At 35.6% G+C, this 16,625-nt stretch carries 16 protein-coding genes; 14 read left to right on the top strand and 2 right to left on the bottom strand.

Annotation, left to right across the window (positions count from 1 at the left end):
- Positions 1 to 131 precede the first annotated feature (131 nt).
- The 10 genes from KHA87_RS07675 to KHA87_RS07635 all read left to right on the top strand — a co-directional run bounded on the left by KHA87_RS07675 (position 132) and on the right by KHA87_RS07635 (position 9,357).
- On the top strand, positions 132 to 812 hold the full coding sequence (locus KHA87_RS07675; RefSeq protein ID WP_213093493.1) for a PspA/IM30 family protein: 681 nt from the start codon (positions 132 to 134) through the stop codon (positions 810 to 812).
- Between the two features lie 89 nt (positions 813 to 901).
- Positions 902 to 1,930, top strand: coding sequence for a TFIIB-type zinc ribbon-containing protein (locus KHA87_RS07670; RefSeq protein ID WP_213093492.1), 1,029 nt, complete (start codon positions 902 to 904; stop codon positions 1,928 to 1,930).
- Positions 1,931 to 1,941: 11 nt separating this feature from the next.
- Positions 1,942 to 2,718: a TPM domain-containing protein gene (locus tag KHA87_RS07665; RefSeq protein WP_213094273.1), complete on the top strand. Its 777-nt coding sequence runs from the start codon at positions 1,942 to 1,944 to the stop codon at positions 2,716 to 2,718.
- 40 nt (positions 2,719 to 2,758) lie between these two features.
- Positions 2,759 to 3,742 carry an SPFH domain-containing protein gene (locus tag KHA87_RS07660; protein ID WP_213093491.1) on the top strand — a complete coding sequence of 328 codons (984 nt, stop codon included), beginning with the start codon at positions 2,759 to 2,761 and terminating at the stop codon, positions 3,740 to 3,742.
- A gap of 385 nt (positions 3,743 to 4,127) precedes the next feature.
- On the top strand, positions 4,128 to 5,474 hold the full coding sequence (locus tag KHA87_RS07655) for a cytochrome ubiquinol oxidase subunit I (protein WP_213093490.1): 1,347 nt from the start codon (positions 4,128 to 4,130) through the stop codon (positions 5,472 to 5,474).
- Positions 5,471 to 6,496 (top strand): cytochrome d ubiquinol oxidase subunit II, encoded by a 1,026-nt coding sequence (locus KHA87_RS07650; RefSeq protein WP_213093489.1) that lies wholly within the window; start codon positions 5,471 to 5,473, stop codon positions 6,494 to 6,496. Before KHA87_RS07655 ends, KHA87_RS07650 begins: the two co-directional genes overlap by 4 nt.
- A gap of 12 nt (positions 6,497 to 6,508) precedes the next feature.
- Complete coding sequence (cydS, locus tag KHA87_RS22585; protein ID WP_481748338.1) at positions 6,509 to 6,619, top strand: cytochrome bd oxidase small subunit CydS family protein; 111 nt, start codon at positions 6,509 to 6,511, stop codon at positions 6,617 to 6,619.
- Between the two features lie 200 nt (positions 6,620 to 6,819).
- Positions 6,820 to 7,512 carry a GntR family transcriptional regulator gene (locus tag KHA87_RS07645; RefSeq protein ID WP_213093488.1) on the top strand — a complete coding sequence of 231 codons (693 nt, stop codon included), beginning with the start codon at positions 6,820 to 6,822 and terminating at the stop codon, positions 7,510 to 7,512.
- A gap of 57 nt (positions 7,513 to 7,569) precedes the next feature.
- Entirely contained in the window at positions 7,570 to 8,595 is a 1,026-nt protein-coding gene (locus KHA87_RS07640; RefSeq protein ID WP_249310190.1) for a zinc-dependent alcohol dehydrogenase, read from the top strand.
- A gap of 12 nt (positions 8,596 to 8,607) precedes the next feature.
- A complete protein-coding gene (locus tag KHA87_RS07635) occupies positions 8,608 to 9,357 on the top strand; it encodes an SDR family oxidoreductase (RefSeq protein ID WP_213093487.1) in 750 nt (249 codons plus the stop codon).
- Between the two features lie 625 nt (positions 9,358 to 9,982).
- Here KHA87_RS07635 and KHA87_RS07630 read toward each other — a convergent pair.
- Positions 9,983 to 11,035, bottom strand: a complete 1,053-nt coding sequence (locus KHA87_RS07630; RefSeq protein ID WP_213093486.1) for a mechanosensitive ion channel family protein — start codon at positions 11,033 to 11,035, stop codon at positions 9,983 to 9,985.
- A 431-nt stretch (positions 11,036 to 11,466) separates the two neighbouring features.
- Between KHA87_RS07630 and KHA87_RS07625 the strand changes: the two genes are divergently transcribed.
- Positions 11,467 to 13,527: a thioredoxin domain-containing protein gene (locus tag KHA87_RS07625; RefSeq protein ID WP_213093485.1), complete on the top strand. Its 2,061-nt coding sequence runs from the start codon at positions 11,467 to 11,469 to the stop codon at positions 13,525 to 13,527.
- Positions 13,528 to 13,770: 243 nt separating this feature from the next.
- On the opposite strand, the gene KHA87_RS07620 is transcribed toward KHA87_RS07625, so the two are convergent.
- Positions 13,771 to 14,010 carry a hypothetical protein gene (locus KHA87_RS07620; RefSeq protein ID WP_213093484.1) on the bottom strand — a complete coding sequence of 80 codons (240 nt, stop codon included), beginning with the start codon at positions 14,008 to 14,010 and terminating at the stop codon, positions 13,771 to 13,773.
- 389 nt (positions 14,011 to 14,399) lie between these two features.
- Between KHA87_RS07620 and KHA87_RS07615 the strand changes: the two genes are divergently transcribed.
- The 3 genes from KHA87_RS07615 (at position 14,400) to KHA87_RS22130 (ending at position 16,625) form a co-directional block, all read left to right on the top strand.
- Positions 14,400 to 15,452, top strand: a complete 1,053-nt coding sequence (locus tag KHA87_RS07615; RefSeq protein WP_213093483.1) for a polysaccharide deacetylase family protein — start codon at positions 14,400 to 14,402, stop codon at positions 15,450 to 15,452.
- Positions 15,453 to 15,559: 107 nt separating this feature from the next.
- Complete coding sequence (locus KHA87_RS22135) at positions 15,560 to 16,318, top strand: alpha/beta fold hydrolase (protein ID WP_249310188.1); 759 nt, start codon at positions 15,560 to 15,562, stop codon at positions 16,316 to 16,318.
- A gap of 46 nt (positions 16,319 to 16,364) precedes the next feature.
- On the top strand, positions 16,365 to 16,625 hold the full coding sequence (locus KHA87_RS22130) for a YhdT family protein (RefSeq protein WP_249310186.1): 261 nt from the start codon (positions 16,365 to 16,367) through the stop codon (positions 16,623 to 16,625).

Genomic DNA, 16,625 nt, shown 5'->3' with positions numbered 1-16,625 from the left:
TGCAGATTAAGAAAAGAGCCTTAAAAAAAATGAAACTTTTTTTAAATAAGACAGTATAGTGTAGTATTGAACTCCAACCGGTTTGTACAACGGAAATATGAAAAACCGTATATTAGGGGAGGAATGGGAAAATGAGCATTATTACAAGATTTAAGGATATCATGTCAAGCAACATAAATGCCTTATTAGATAGGGCTGAAAACCCTGAAAAAATGATTGATCAATATTTGAGGAACCTTAACAAGGATTTAGGGAAAGTAAAATCAGAAACGGCATCTGTGATGGCGGAAGAACAGCGTTCCAAAAGAGAGTTGGATGAGTGTCAAGCAGAAGTAGAGAAAATGGAGCGATATGCATTAAAAGCATTGGAAGCGGGTAATGAAGGAGATGCGAGAAAGTTTTTAGAGAAAAAAGGTCAACTAACAGCAAAACTTTCCGAATTGCAATCAGCATATCAGCTGGCATCCTCTAACTCTCAACAAATGAAGCAAATGCATGATAAATTAATTGCTGATATAGGAGAATTGGAATCTAGAAAAAATATGCTGAAAGCTAAATGGTCGGTAGCGAAGACACAAGAAAGGATCAATAAGCTTGGTGCAAGTACAGCAAGTTCAGGAAACTCCATTTCTGCGTTTGAACGCATGGAAGATAAGGTAAATCGTGCCTTAGATGAAGCAAACGCAATGGCTGAATTAAATGCTGGTCCAAAGGATGACTTGGAAGATCTTACAGCAAAGTATGACAGTGCCAGCATTGATGTCGAAAATGAGCTGAATGCACTAAAGGAGAAATTAAAAAATAACGGATAGTAGTTTGTTAAAAGCTGTAGCCCTCTTTAGCTACAGCTTTAGAATGAAAAGCTCTTTTTTAATTTATGAAATAAAGAGGCGATTAGTATATGATACTACAATATAAATGCCCTGGATGCGGGAATGATATGAATTTTGATAGTGCATCAGGAAATTTGTCTTGTGAGGCTTGCGGAAGACAAGAGAATATAGAAAATTATCCAGAGGATTTGATTTCGGCAAGATTCTCTGTGGATGAGGCAAAGGAATACCATTGTGAAAATTGCGGTGCCGTGTTAATTACGGAGGCAGAGACAGTTGCCACCACTTGCAGTTTTTGCGGTTCAGGCGTTGTGATTGCCGATCGGTTATCGGGTAGCCTTGCCCCCGCGAAAGTAATACCTTTTACGATTAGTAAAGAAGAGGCAATCAATGCTTTTAAAAAATGGTGCAGAAAAGGTCTGCTTACTCCAAAGGGATTTATGAATGCTGATAGAATAAAAAGCATGACTGGTATGTATGTTCCTTTTTGGTTATTTGATTTAAATAATAAAGTAAAGGTAAGTGCAATGTGTACTAAGGTAAGAACATATACTAGAGGGGACTATATTTATACGGAAACAAGCTATTATGAAGCATTCCGAGATATCAACTTAGATTATTGTAAAATTCCAGTGGATGCTTCAGAGAAAATGAATGATGAATTAATGGATAAATTAGAGCCTTACCCTTATGATCAGTTGAAGGATTTTAAAACTCCATACTTAGCTGGGTATATTGCGGAGAAATACAATTATACGGATAAAGATTTGTTTCCACGGGCAAAGGATAAGGTGAAAGAATATGTCGATTCCTATATTCATTCCACATTATCAGGCTATGATACTATTCATTTTAACGATAAAAAAATAGCAACGAACAGTGTAAAAAGCTCCTATGTTTTACTGCCTGTTTGGATGATTAGCTACGACTATAATCATTCGGAGCATACATTTGCTATGAATGGCGAAACGGGCAAGGTAGTTGGTAAACCGCCAATTAGTACAGGAAAGGTAGCTATGTGGTTCGGTGGCATAGCAGCTGGATCCTTTATAGCTTTAAAATGTGTTTCCTTAATGATGGGTGGTGGCTTTTGGTGAGCAAAAAGCTAATGACACGAGGGGTTTTCCTTTTCGTGGCTTTTATCATAGCACTATTGCCTTTTACAAAATTAGTAAATGCAGCATCACCTCATCAGAAACGTTTTGTATATGATGAAGCAAAACTATTAACAAAAAAAGAAGCGGAAAAATTAGAAGCCTTAGCTAATGAGCAAAGCAAAGATAGAGATACTGCTTTTATAATCCTTACGGTAAATGGAACAGATGGAAAGGATTATGTTCAATATGTAGAGGATTATTATGATGATCACGCTCCGGGCTATGACAAGCCGAACGGAAATACTGCTATTCTATTTATTGATATGAAAGAAAGAAATGTATATTTAGCAGGATTCCAAAAAGCAGAGAAGTACTTGGATAATAATCGGTTGGAATTGATACGAAATAAAATAACCCCGGATATATCAAAAGGTAAGTATTTTCAAGCTTTTTCGTCCTTTATTCAGCTATCTCATGACTATATGGGATATAAACCGGGTATCAACCCAGATAATATTTTATTCAAATGGTGGTTTCAGTTAATAGTCTCTCTAGGGGTTGCTTCTATCATAGTAGCGCTTATGGCATATCGCTCTGGAGGAAGAGTGACGGTAAATGCCAGGACATATTTGGATACTAATACATCAAGGGTAATAAGGAAGGATGATACGTTTATTAGGCAAACGGTGACAAAACAGAGGAAGCCTTCTAATAATAACAAGAGCGGCGGTGGTGGCGGGGTTACTAGAGGCGGTTTTACACATAGCGGCAGCGGTGGAAAGTTCTAATGATTGATAATAGCCTTGCGACAGAAGGAGTAGAAGAAAAATGTCTTTTTTCAAAAATCAATTTGCAAATGTAGTAGAATGGCAAGAATTTAGAGATGATATGATTTTCTATAAATGGGGAAATCGTGAAATAAAAAAAGGAAGTAAATTAATTATTCGACCAGGCCAAGATGCCATATTTTTAAATAACGGAAAGATTGAAGGAATATTTAAGGATGAGGGCGAGTACGATATTGAATCACAAATTATTCCTTTCTTGTCCACATTAAAGGGCTTCAAATTCGGATTTAACAGCGGTATGAGAGTGGAAGTACTGTTTGTAAATACGAAGGAGTTCACTGTAAAATGGGGGACAAAAAACGCAATAAATATCCCAACAGCTGGACTTCCTGGTGGAATGCCGATTAGAGCTAATGGAACCTTTAATTTTAAAGTAACTGATTATATTGCCTTAATTGATAAAATTGCAGGTGTGAAGGACCAATATGTAGTGGAGGATATAAAAATCCGTATCACTTCTATTCTCGATCAGCTGCTGATGAAATGGATTACAAAAGAAGGAAAGGACATGTTTAATCTTCAAGCAAATTCATTTGAAATTTCTAAAGGAATTCGAGAAGATTTAGATATGGAGATTATGGATACTGGAATGACTATAACGGAATTCCATGTTATGAGTTTTAACTATCCAAAAGAGATTCAAGATATGGTTACGAAAAACGCTTCCTTTGGTATGGTTGGAAATATCGATAAATATCAGCAAATTTCCATGATTGATGGAATGTCTTCAGGAAAAATGAGTGGTGGAACTGCATCTGATATGGCGGGAATGATGATGGGGATGAATATTGCGAATCAAATGTTAAATAAAATGAATCAAAATGAATCCTCAGATTCGAAAAATACTCCTATCCAGTCACAATCGCATGGAAATGAACAACAAAAGCCAAACTTCTGCCCTAATTGCGGTACGAAAACAGAAGGGGCAAACTTTTGTCCAAACTGTGGGCAAAAGCTTGTCTAATTAGAAGAAGGGCTAAAAGAATAGTAAATCTACGAAGAGTGCTTATGGTTACAAATCAAAGCACTCTTTTTCTCTATAAAGTTATTTTCTAGTGAGGTTTTGAATCGCACTTGCCTGTAAATGGCAAAATATGATTATGTCACAGATTGGAAAGAAATTCACTATTTACACATACTTTATTTCACATGTTTATCATGAATACGTTGTAATTCTGTCAATAATTCTGGTTAGAAAGACACTTTATGCAGGTAATATAGTAATAAAGGAGCTGTTTCTATGTATAAAAGACAGGAGAAAAAATTAATATGGGTAACTTTTATTGTTGCTGCTATTATGCTTTTGTCATTCATTGGACGTATTTTTGCAAGCTAAGGGGGATTTATAGATGAACAGCGAAAATGCTGTATTTTTTAGTCGTGTCTTAACAGAACTCACCTTAACATTTCACATCATCTACGCCACTATTGGAGTTGGTGTACCACTAATGATTATGATTGCTCAGTGGCTAGGTATTAAAAAGAACGATGAGCATTATATTCTATTAGCAAGAAGACTGGCACGCGGTTTTGTCATCACCGTTGCAGTAGGAGTTGTAACGGGAACAGCCATTGGATTGCAATTATCATTATTATGGCCGAATTTTATGCAGCTTGCAGGTAATGTGATAGCTTTACCGCTTTTCATGGAAACCTTTGCATTTTTCTTTGAGGCTATTTTCTTAGGAATTTATTTATATACATGGGACCGTTTTGAAAATCAAAAAAAGCATTTATTATTGTTGATTCCAGTAGCCATTGGTGCCTCAATGTCAGCTGTTTTTATAACGATTGTAAATGCATTTATGAATGCTCCACGCGGATTTGATGTTGTAAACGGTCAACTAGTGAATATTCAGCCTATCCTTGCGATGCTTAATCCGGCAATGCCTACCAAAGTAGGACATGTACTTGTTACTGCCTATATGACTTCTGCGTTCGTTTTAGCCGCTATTGCAGCATATAGAATATTAAAGGGGTCTAATCATCCATACCATCAAAAATCACTATTCTTATTTATGAAACTAGGTTTGATTTTTTCCCTTGCAGCCTTATTAATAGGAGATTTTTCTGCTAAATATTTAGTTAAATATCAGCCGGAAAAATTAGCTGCAGCCGAGTGGCATTTTGAAACTGGCAAGAATGCAAGTCTTATTTTATTCGGTGTAACAGATGGCGAGAATGTAAAATATGCCATTAAAGTACCTTATGCTTTGAGCGTTTTAGCACATAATAATCCTTTCGCGAAGGTAACGGGGTTAAATGAATTTCCTAAAGAGGAAACTCCTCCACTTTATATTCACTATCTATTTGATACGATGGTTCTCATCGGTATGTTTATGATTGTTTTATCAGCAGTATACGTATTTGGAATGAATAGAAACTGGAAATTCATTTCCTCTAAATGGTTCCGATGGTTAATGGTAGCTGGAGGTCCACTGACTATAATTGCGTTAGAAGCTGGTTGGTGGCTTGCTGAAGTTGGCCGTCAGCCATGGATATTATACAAATATATGAAGGTTGCCGATGCAGCAACTACCAGTGAACATGTTGACCTAATGCTTATCTTATTCTGTATACTATACATCATACTAGGAATAGGCAGTGTGGTAGTGCTTCGTCGAATGTTTATCCGCAATCCAATTGAGCAGGAAATTGCCGATCGTCATGCAGAGAGGAGCGGTGATGTACGATGAATTTAGAAATACTCGGAATATCTGTACTTTGGCTTTTCCTATTTGGTTATGTTATCATCGGTTCGATTGATTTTGGTGCAGGTTTTTTTAATGCCTATAGTCTATTAACTGGTCGCCAGCATATTTTAACCCATATCATCCAACGATATTTATCACCAGTGTGGGAAATAACGAATGTATTTTTAGTGTTCTTTTTTGTAGGAATCGTTGGATTTTTTCCGAAGACAGCTTTTTACTATGGAACAACCTTGCTTATACCTGTCAGTATAGGGATTATTTTACTTGCGATTCGAGGCAGCTACTATGCATTTGAATCCTATGGATCACGAGGACATAAAGGATATTCTTTTATGTACGGAGCATCAGGCTTGATGATCCCTGCGGCGTTATCCGTTGTGTTAACGATTTCCGAAGGAGGATTTGTTTCCTTACAAAACGGTAAGCCGGTATTAGATTACTGGTCGCTATTTACTAACACATTCACCTGGAGTATCGTGGTCCTCGCAATTTCAGCAGTACTTTTTATTTCGGCTGTTTTCTTAACCTGGTACGCTGATAAAGCAAATGACGTTGGAGCAACGAGCTTACTAAGAAAGTATGCTATGATTTGGGCGGGACCATTAGCCATTTCTGTAATAGGAATTATGGTGGAACTGCGCAAACATAATCCTGAGCATTTTCATCGCATGATCAATGTATGGTATTTGTTTGCTATCTCCGCTATTATGTTCATAATTACTGTATTATTCATATGGAAACGAAGGAACTATGGAATAGCATTGGCACTTTTAATTGGACAATTCGCTTTTGCTTTTTACGCGTATGGTGTGTCACATTATCCGTACCTACTGTATCCATATTTAACTTTGTATGATTCATTTACAAATGAAGCGATGGCAACCGCACTAGTTGTTGTCTTTATTTTAGGTTTTTGCCTGCTAATCCCTTCGTTATATTTAGTCCTTAAATTATTTCTATTTGATAAGGATTATGTGAAGGGAAAAGAAAAAGGACATGTGTAAGGGGGAGTAAATATGGAGAATTTCCTAATTTTCTATGCACCTTTTATTATTGTGGCAGCTTCCATTGTTATTAGCTTTTACTTAGCTTTAAAAGATGGTCCAGTTCAAAAGAATGGAGAGTAGATTTTCTCCGCTGAAGATATACTAACTATACATTCAATAAGGGGAGGTAAGCGTACTCCCCTTATTCCTCTATTAAAAAACTATAAAAATATTTATCGTATAGCGCTTACATTTTAACTTTACAAAATTGTCAGCAATATTTTATACTTTAAATAAAGTTGTATACAAGAATACAAATATAGTGGAAGGGAAAATAAATAGTGCAATATCCTAACGAATGGTTACAGGGATTGTCTTTGGGAGAAAAAGTTGCCAGTGAGCTACGATTAAAAATAATCGAAGGCAGTATTAAAATCGGTACAGTATTATCCGAAAATCAGATTGCATCTGAATACGAAATCAGCAGATCTCCTGTCAGAGAGGCCTTTAAGACATTGTCCAACGAAGGTTTAATCCGATTGGAACGAATGGGAGCGATCGTTCAAGGATTAACTCAGAAGGACGTGGAAGAGATGCAGGATGTCCGGATTTTAATCGAAACGTTTGTAATGCAACGCATTTGTCAACTTCCAAACGAAGAATTAATTAATAAGCTTAATCAAATGGTGGATAAAATGGAATTGGCTGCTAAACATCAGGATTATGTTGAGTTTTCCTACCTTGATTTACATTTCCATCTAGAAATAATTTTAGCTGCAAATCACACAAGAATCTTACATTTGTGGAACAATTTACGAAATGTTATCCTCACTTTTTTATTGGTTGCAACGGAAAGACGATTTACAGAAGAAACACATGAAGTAAGTTCTTTAATTGAAAAACATCGTTCCATTGTTCAAGCGCTTATTTCAAAAGACAGCGATTACATGGAAAAAATGAATCGTACACATTTTGAAGATACTAGAAAAACCGTTGGCAATGTTCTTTCCAAAACGATTTCTGTAGATAACTAAATTTTTTTAAACCAACTTGTCGACAAGTATTCAAGAGAAAATAGGAGTGGTAATAATATGGTGAAGATGAAAGCTGGATTGTATATATCTGAAAAAAATGTAATGACTGGCGAACTGGATAAACCAATGGCAAAATCAGGGGAAGCATTAATAAAAGTATCTTTTGCAGGAATCTGCGGTACCGATATGATGATTTATGCCGGAAAACATCCGCGTGCGAAAGCTCCTCTTGCATTGGGACATGAATTCAGCGGTGTTGTTGTAGAAATAAATGGAGAATCCACTTTCAAAGTAGGTGACAGGATCGCAGTGGAGCCTACTATTAGCTGTGGAAAATGTGATGCCTGTTTATCTGGAAATTCACATGTATGTCGAACACTTGGATTGATTGGGATCGATTGGCACGGTGGATTTGCTGAATATGTAAGCGTTCCACTTCACCGACTCCATAAAGTACCGGATAATCTTTCTGATGCACATGCCGCTGTAGCAGAACCGGTAGCAGTAGGTATTCATACAGTACGCAGATCTAATCTTAAAGTAGGGGATACTGTTCTTGTTTTAGGAGCCGGCCCAATTGGTTTATTAATTGCAATGACAGCTAAATTAGCTGGTGCGAGGAAGATTTTCATTTCTGATATTAGTCCATACCGTTTAGGGAAGGCAAAGGAACTTGGTTTTATCGCTTTGGATGGAAAAAATGTAGATGTTGTGGAAGAAGTAAAGACAGCAACAAATGGAATTGGTGCCGATGTGGTTTTTGAAGTGGCAGGAAACAATATTACCGCAAATCAAATGATCCATGCATGCAAAACTCAAGGACAAATCACTGTCGTAAGCGTGTACAAGCAGCCACCAACAATTGATCTCGCTGCGATGCATTTCCGTGAATTGTCATTAACAACAACAAGATGTTACACCCATTCCGATTTTTCTGCAGCTATCCATATGATGGCAACAGGGCAAATAGATGTTACACCTTTAATATCTCATCAATTGCCGTTGGATGAAATTAAAAGAGGGTTTGAATTAATGACAAATCCAGAAGAATCATTAAAAGTACTGTTTCAGCCAAGCTTGTAAGGGGGAAGAAATATGTTTGGACTAGATGGAAAAGTAGCAGCTATTACGGGAGCTACAAGAGGAATTGGAAAAAGTATGGCGATTGCTTTAGCGAAGGCAGGAGCAACAGTTGCACTGCTTCAACGCAATCCGAATGATGAGACAGTGAAAAAAGAGATTGAAAGTATAGGACAAAAATGTATCATAATCCCATGTGATATGGAAAATCTTAATCAAGTACGAGATGCGATCCCAACTATTGTCCATTCTCTCGGAAAAATTGATATTCTTGTAAACAATGCAGGAATTCAACGTAGGTCTCCTTCTGTTTCATTCTCTGAACAGGATTGGGATGATGTAATTCAGGTGAATTTAAAAAGTGTCTGGATTTTATGTCAGGAAGCGGGTAAATATATGGTTCCACAACGAAAAGGAAAAATCATCAACATGGCTTCCCTTTTATCCTTCCAAGGAGGATTTACCGTTCCGGCTTATGCAGCTGCTAAAGGCGGGGTAGCTCAGCTTACAAAAGCATTATCTAATGAATGGGCAAAGGAAAATGTAAATGTAAACGCTATTGTACCAGGCTATATTGCAACAGATATGAATGAGGCTTTAATTCATGATGAAACACGAAGTCGTCAAATTCTTGAGCGAATTCCGGCAGGTCGTTGGGGCAAACCGGAAGATTTCATGGGAACAGTTATATTTCTTGCATCTGAAGCATCCAATTATATTCATGGACACTTGCTTGCAGTGGATGGCGGTTGGTTAGGTCGATAATGAGATATAATAGATAACCGAGTTACATATAAAAGTAGCAGAGAAATGTTTTTTTTCTTCTGCTCTTTTTTATTTTACTAAAAAGGGTTCTGTGTAACTTATAAAGATTTTTAATGTATAAAATTAATATTAAGAAGTATTAATAAATTTTTTCCGAATTATATAGTAATAGTAAATTATTTATATTTCCTTAAGGAATATCTGTGGAAGGAGAAAGGAAACATAAGGCTCTGATAGCACATTCATGGGTTCTTGATATGATTGCTTCATAAGCGAGTGCTTTGCCAACTTTGATTTGTACTATTTGAAAGGAAAAGTGAATAATAGCTATTAAGTTGAAGTCATTTTTATAAGTGTGGATTGGGAAAAGTATGGTAGCTGGTGGAGGCTGATTAGTACCTATTTGTGTGCGCAATACATTAAACGTATATAATGAGCTAACAACGAAGGATTTAAAGTTTAGGACTGGATTCACTTTAAGGATAATCACTCGATGTTTCAAAGAGTAAAAAGACTAACATTTTTTCTTAAACTAAAAGCTTCAGTGCGTATTTCTTTGCGCTGAAGCATCTAACTTCACATTCATTTTTATGGTAGTGTATTTTAAGATCTAATATTTTTCTGCTTATCTATCAATACTCTTTATATGCAAATCTCGATGCGGGTACGGAATTTCTATTCTATTTTCAACATAAAGCTTATTTATTCTAAAGTTTAAATTACTTTTAATTGTCCCAAGCTGATTATAATCAGATATCATTAAAGATAATTCAAAATTAAGACAGAAATCACCAAAACCTACAAAATTCACAAATGGTTCCGGATCCAATAAAACTGCAGGCGAAACCAAGCTTTCCTCTCTTGCAATCTCCATAAGCATGTCTCTTACTTTTTCTACATCGGTTCCATAGGCAATATTAAAGGGAACGGATAATCGAATTCTGGGATCACTAAACGAACGGTTAACGACCTTTTCTCCTAAAAAGTATGAATTCGGGACAATTATATGTTCATTATTACCGGTTTTAATGATAGTCGCCCTCATATTAATTTTTTCAACGTCACCAATAATGTTATCGATCAGAACGCGATCCCCGACTTTTATTGGCCTTTCAAACAAGATAATAACCCCAGAGATAAAGTTGGAAGCAATGTTTTGCATACCAAACCCAATTCCCACACTGATGATGCCAGCAAACATGGTTAATGCACTCAGATTAATCCCCACTGTCGTTAAGCTGACAATGATCGCAATAATCATAATAGAATAGTGCACAACTCGATCAAAGGTATATCTTGTGCCTTTATCTAAATGATATCGATTGTATATACCTGGTAATAAAACATTAGTTGAGATTTTTGAAAGTCGACTAGCTAATGAAATAATTAAAACGGCCACAATAATTAGGAATAGCGTTACATCTACTTTGCCAAATTTGAAAATCTTGGTAAACATCCATTTTGCTTTTGAAAAGTAAAGGAGCAAAAAGAGCAGGGTTCCATAAAAAGTAAACCAATTTACTATACTTCTTAACGCAACCTGATGTTTAGGAAGCTTTTTACAACTCCAAAGAAGAGCCCATCGTATTAATAACATTCCAATTACAACAGCTGTAATGATGATTAAGCTCAAGTAATTAAAAGAGAGAATCCAGTTTTTTAATGTATGAATATCCATATTTTCACCCTCATTATTTTATGCGTTTTCACTGTAGTTGATTAAAGAGTAAATCCAATGTATATTCTAGCAAAGAAATAAAAGAGTGGGATGAGTATAAAGTCCATTCTTCTTTTTGGAATCTTAATGTTTAACTATTCAAAATATCCTTCAGGTAAAGACAAAATTCTTTTTTGAAATGGAAGATCTGCTGCAACATTTTCATCAAAGATAGTTAACCTTGCTGGTAATTTCAGTGCAAAGAGTTTTATAATTTATGGAATAAAGTAGATAATAGGTAAGAATACAGCATTAATAAACAATAGCAGGCTAAATTTTTATACAAAAGAACATTTTATTCAGGGAAAAGCAAATTATTGTTAAGTGTCGTGTAAAATGTAAGCATAGCTTTAATCAGCGCCATGAAGTAAAAAGAGAAAGGAAGCACATTGATGAGACAAGAAGGTAGACAGCCTAATCGGTTAATAAACGAAAAATCCCCTTATTTATTGCAACATGCCTATAACCCAGTAGACTGGTATCCTTGGGGTGAGGAGGCTTTTGAGAAAGCTAAAAAAGAAAATAAGGCCGTTTTTGTAAGTATTGGGTACTCGACTTGTCATTGGTGTCACGTCATGGAACGAGAATCGTTTGAAGATCAAGAGGTAGCAGATTTATTAAATAACAACTTTATATCTATAAAAGTAGATCGGGAAGAGCGCCCAGATATTGACTCCATTTATATGACGGTTTGTCAAATGTTAACGGGGCAAGGTGGCTGGCCATTGAATGTGTTTTTGACACCAGAACAAAAGCCATTTTATGCTGGTACATATTTTCCGAAGACAAGTTATTACGGACGACCGGGAATGCTCGATGTCCTGCCACAAATACATGAGAAGTATTTGCAGGAAAGGGAAAACATTGAAAATATTGCAGAGAAGATAACAGCTTCATTGAAAGAACGTTCGACTATTGAGGCTGGCTCTGAGATATCTGATCAAGCTATACATAAGGCGTACCAAGAAATTGTTCAAAGCTTTGACAGTCAATACGGTGGCTTTGGGGAAGCACCGAAGTTTCCTATGCCGCACGAGCTTATGTTTCTTCTTCGTTACTATTATTGGTCGGGAACAGAGCAGGCACTTACCATGGTTGAAAAAACACTGGAAGGTATGACTAAAGGGGGAATTTACGATCATATTGGTGGCGGCTTTGCCAGATACTCTACAGACAATATATGGCTCGTGCCTCACTTTGAAAAAATGCTTTATGATAATGCGCTCCTGTTATATGTGCTTACGGAATATTATCAAATCACGAAGGATGAACGGTGGAAGCGTATTTCTTATGAGGTTGTAAATTTCCTCAAAAGAGAAATGACAAATGCAGAAGGTGCCTTTTATTCAGCAATTGACGCTGATAGTGAAGGGATGGAAGGGAAGTATTATATTTGGTCCAGAACGGAAATATTGAATATCCTTGATTTTGATTTGGGAGAACTATTTTGTGATGCATATGATATAACGGAGGAAGGTAATTTCGAAGGATTAAATATCCCAAATCTTATTCATACGGATATTGATGAAATATCCAAGTCAAAAGGAATGACGGTAGACCAGGTATTATCTAAGCTGGATAAGGCCAAGGAATTGCTTTTATCTGAACGGGAAAAGCGGGTGTATCCTCACCTTGATGATAAGATTCTTACTTCATGGAATGCATTAATGGCAGCAGCATTAGCAAAGGCAGGGGGTGCTTTTCATGAACCAATATTTCTAGAATATGCACGGAAAAGCTTAGACTTTATCGAAACAAATTTGTGGAAAAATGATCAATTATATGCCAGATATCGTGATGGAGAAGTGAAATTTACTGCATACTTAGATGATTACTCCTTTTTATTGTGGGCATACCTTGAAATGTATGAAGCAGAACACAATGTAAAGGATTTACAGCAAGCTTTGAAAATGAAAGATCACATGACAAAGGATTTTTGGGATACACAAAATGGAGGTTTCTTTTTTACTACATCCAATGCCGAATCACTTATTCATCGAGAAAAGCAAAGTTTTGACGGTGCCTTACCATCCGGAAATAGTGTTGCAGCCCTTCAATTATGGAAATTAGCAAAGTACCTTAGTGATTTTGAATTAGCGGAAATCGTTGACAAATTATTGGCTGGTTTTCAGAAGGATGTGAATGTATATCCGACTGGAATGCTATATATGCTACAAGCTGTCATAGCAAAATATGTTGGAGGTCAGGAAGTTGTTGTTTCGGGTTCAGATAACGACCAAGCAGAAGAATTTCTTAATCGATATCACACACGATTTCATCCATTTAACATTATAATCATCGCCCGAAAGAACCTAATGGGAATAAAGGATTTGCAAGTATGGGTGGAAAAAATAGATGATAAACATGAATTTGTAGTGTATGTATGTGAGCAATACACATGTAAAAATCCAATATACAGTCTTGAAAAAGCAATGGAGGCAATAAGCTTTTAAAATCTCTCTTATGAGGGATTTTTTATTTTAGAAAGACTCTTTTTTTAAAAGATGTTGCAATAGCATACGAAGACTTTAAGACATCCTTAAAGAAATAGTCTTTATTAAGAAAAGATGCCCCGATAGTATTCACCATTAGGATTGAAAACAATAAAAGAAAATGCAACAAGTTAAAATCATGTTTAAGATTTTAACATCTATACGAGCATGTATTTTAAATCTCCAGTGTAATTAATATAAAATTCAATTGTTCTTTCGCAATTCTAACTCCTTAATATTAATACCTTCTGTAGTTAGTCTATAAAGTCCGAAAACAACTGGATTAATCTGCACCAATCCAGCACGTAAAAGGTCCTTGAGTACCTGTTGTACGTCTGATAGATCCCCGGAAAATGTTGAAAGCTCATTAGCAATCTGGCTAGGAGTCTGCCATTCAGTGGTTATTGAAAGTAACACAGTTCGTTGTTTTGGGTTTAAAATCATGACTTTTTGCTCCTCTATTTATCAGGTAATAATAATATATTGTGTACGTTTTAATGATTGAAAAGTTTCATGAATTGGTATGACATTATAAAATCTTGAAAAGTATAATTTAAACTGTATATTCAGATCAAACAATAATCAACAAACGCTATATCACATATCCTTTGAAAAGATTGCAAAACCTATGGAGCATGTCTTTTTGCTTATTACAGAAATTTTTAAAGAAAATCTCTGTTCTATTTTACATTAATCCGATATAATTATTACAAATATGTAACATATTTTTCAGTTTGGAGTCTACTAGATTGAAAGTTTCGTTGCTGATTATTTCTTTTACATAGAAAGGAGTGGCGGAAAAGTAATAAATTGTTTGGAAAGGATTGAATATAATGAAGCAGTCATCCAGAGACAGTAAAATGAAGCAAATTGGAAAAATAATTGTTTGTGCATTATCTGTATCCATCGCTATTCTATTATTCTACAATAGTAAAATATCAGAAAGTGACACTGCATTAGCAAGTATAAAAACTTCCTCAAAACCAATAAATAATTCATCTAATATAAATTTTCCAGTATATAACCATGGGTCTCAGGACTTATTTGTACAAAAGTTTGTTCTTAAAAATGACAGCCGAGTAGAAGTAACTCCTAGATGGGATATAATAAGCGGCAATCCTATAAAAATATCAACGGTAGAAAAGCGTGATACTAAACCTTTACAAACCAAGGTATCTACAGGAAAAGAACAGTCATCCACTACAAAGAAAAAAGTAAGTGCAAAAACGGAAATAAAGCAAGAAAGTAATAAAAAGTTAATATTACCAAGTACTAAAAAACAAAAAGTAGTATATTTAACTTTTGATGACGGTCCAAGTACCGCAACCATGCAAATTCTAACTCTATTAAAAAAATATCAGGCACAAGCTACTTTTTTTATGCTAGATCCTAATCTTAAAAAATATTCCAGTTCCGCAAAGCAAATAGTGAAGAATGGAAATTCAGTAGGTTCTCATGGTGTAACACATGATATTCATAAAGTTTACCGTTCACCTGCTGCTTTTGTGCAGGAAATGAAGCAAACGGAAGCAACTCTAAAGAAAATCACAGGTAAGGAATCTCATCTTATTCGTGCACCATATGGATCTGTTCCATATATGACTCCAGATTTTAGGAAAGCCAGCGATGCGAAAGGGTTTATCCTGTGGGATTGGGATATAGATTCGGATGACTGGAAATATCCAAACGGGCAATTTGTTCAAAAAATAAAGACACAGGTTGATTCATGCTCAAGTGATCGGCCGCTTGTTGTATTAATGCACGATAAAACGACTACAGCAAAGTATTTGGAACAAGTATTGCAATATTTTCAAAAGAAAGGCTACAAAATGGTAGCGATTGACGAAAGTTTACAGCCAGTGCAATTTAAATATCGGAAAAACTAAGCAAAAATGCAATATTCTATTGTTCATAAAAAGATAATAATAGGTAAAGATATAAAAAGGTGAAGCTAATTGCTTCACCTTTATTATTCTTTATTAGGAGGAAAGCAATGCCAATAGTAAAAATGCAACAAAAAAGTATTTATTACGATGATATTGGTCATGGCTCCGTTATATTATTTGTTCATCCTCCTGGAATGGGAAGGAAAACGTTTCAGAATCAAATACCATTGGAAAAGGTATGCAGGCTTATCTTACCAGATCTAAGTGGGCATGGAGACAGCCCAAGCGCGGAAACAAATATATCTGTTCAGACATTTGTAGAAGAATTAGAAGCAATCCGGAAACAGATTAATGTAGAATCCATTTATTTATTTGGGTATTCTGCCGGGGGGATCATTGTTCAAGAATATGCATTACAATTCCCAAATCATGTGAAAGGTGTTATATTATCTGGTGGATATCCAAAAGTCACCACTGAAATTTTAAAAAGTGAGCATTTAATAGGAGTTTACCTAGCATTGCATTTTCCAAAATTTCTTGCAAAGATCCTCTCTTTAAGTCACTTTCGTGAAAAGAAAATGCAGGAGGATTTGTATACCCATATATTAAAAGCAAATCAACATATTTGGGCAGCTTTGTATCATGAAGCTTTAGCATATGATTGCACAAGTAAGATAGATCAACTAAATGCGCCATTAATGCTCCTTTATGGAACAAGAACCGATTATATCAATCATCATGTTCAGCTATATTCAAAAATCATTGATACAGAAATTCATTTTATTAAGGCTGGACATCAGTTACCAACAAAGAAGTTTCGGAAGGTTAATCATTGTATTGAGCAATTTATTCAGAAACATCAATAAAGAAACGATAATATTATTATGTAAACTAAAAGGGGGAGAAAGGTGCTTGAAGGATGATGCCCGTTTTACAATTGCGAAAAAAGAAGCGTTGATTGGCGTTGCTTTAGCAATCATTCATTTTATATGGTGGTATGGCTTTGCTTATGGCCTAGGGAAAGAGAAAGTAGATAAATATACCTATATTCTAGGATTACCGGCTTGGTTTTTCTATAGCTGTATTCTTGGTTTTATTGTCATTGTTTTTCTTGTCATCCTATCAGTAAAACTTCTGTTTAAGGAAGTTCCTTTTGAGGAAGGGGATCAGTAG

Source organism: Bacillus sp. FJAT-49736, from assembly GCF_018343615.1.
GTDB lineage: Bacteria > Bacillota > Bacilli > Bacillales > Bacillaceae_C > Margalitia.
Note: the sequence above shows the minus strand (reverse complement) of the source record. Positions and strands in the feature narration are given on the sequence as shown.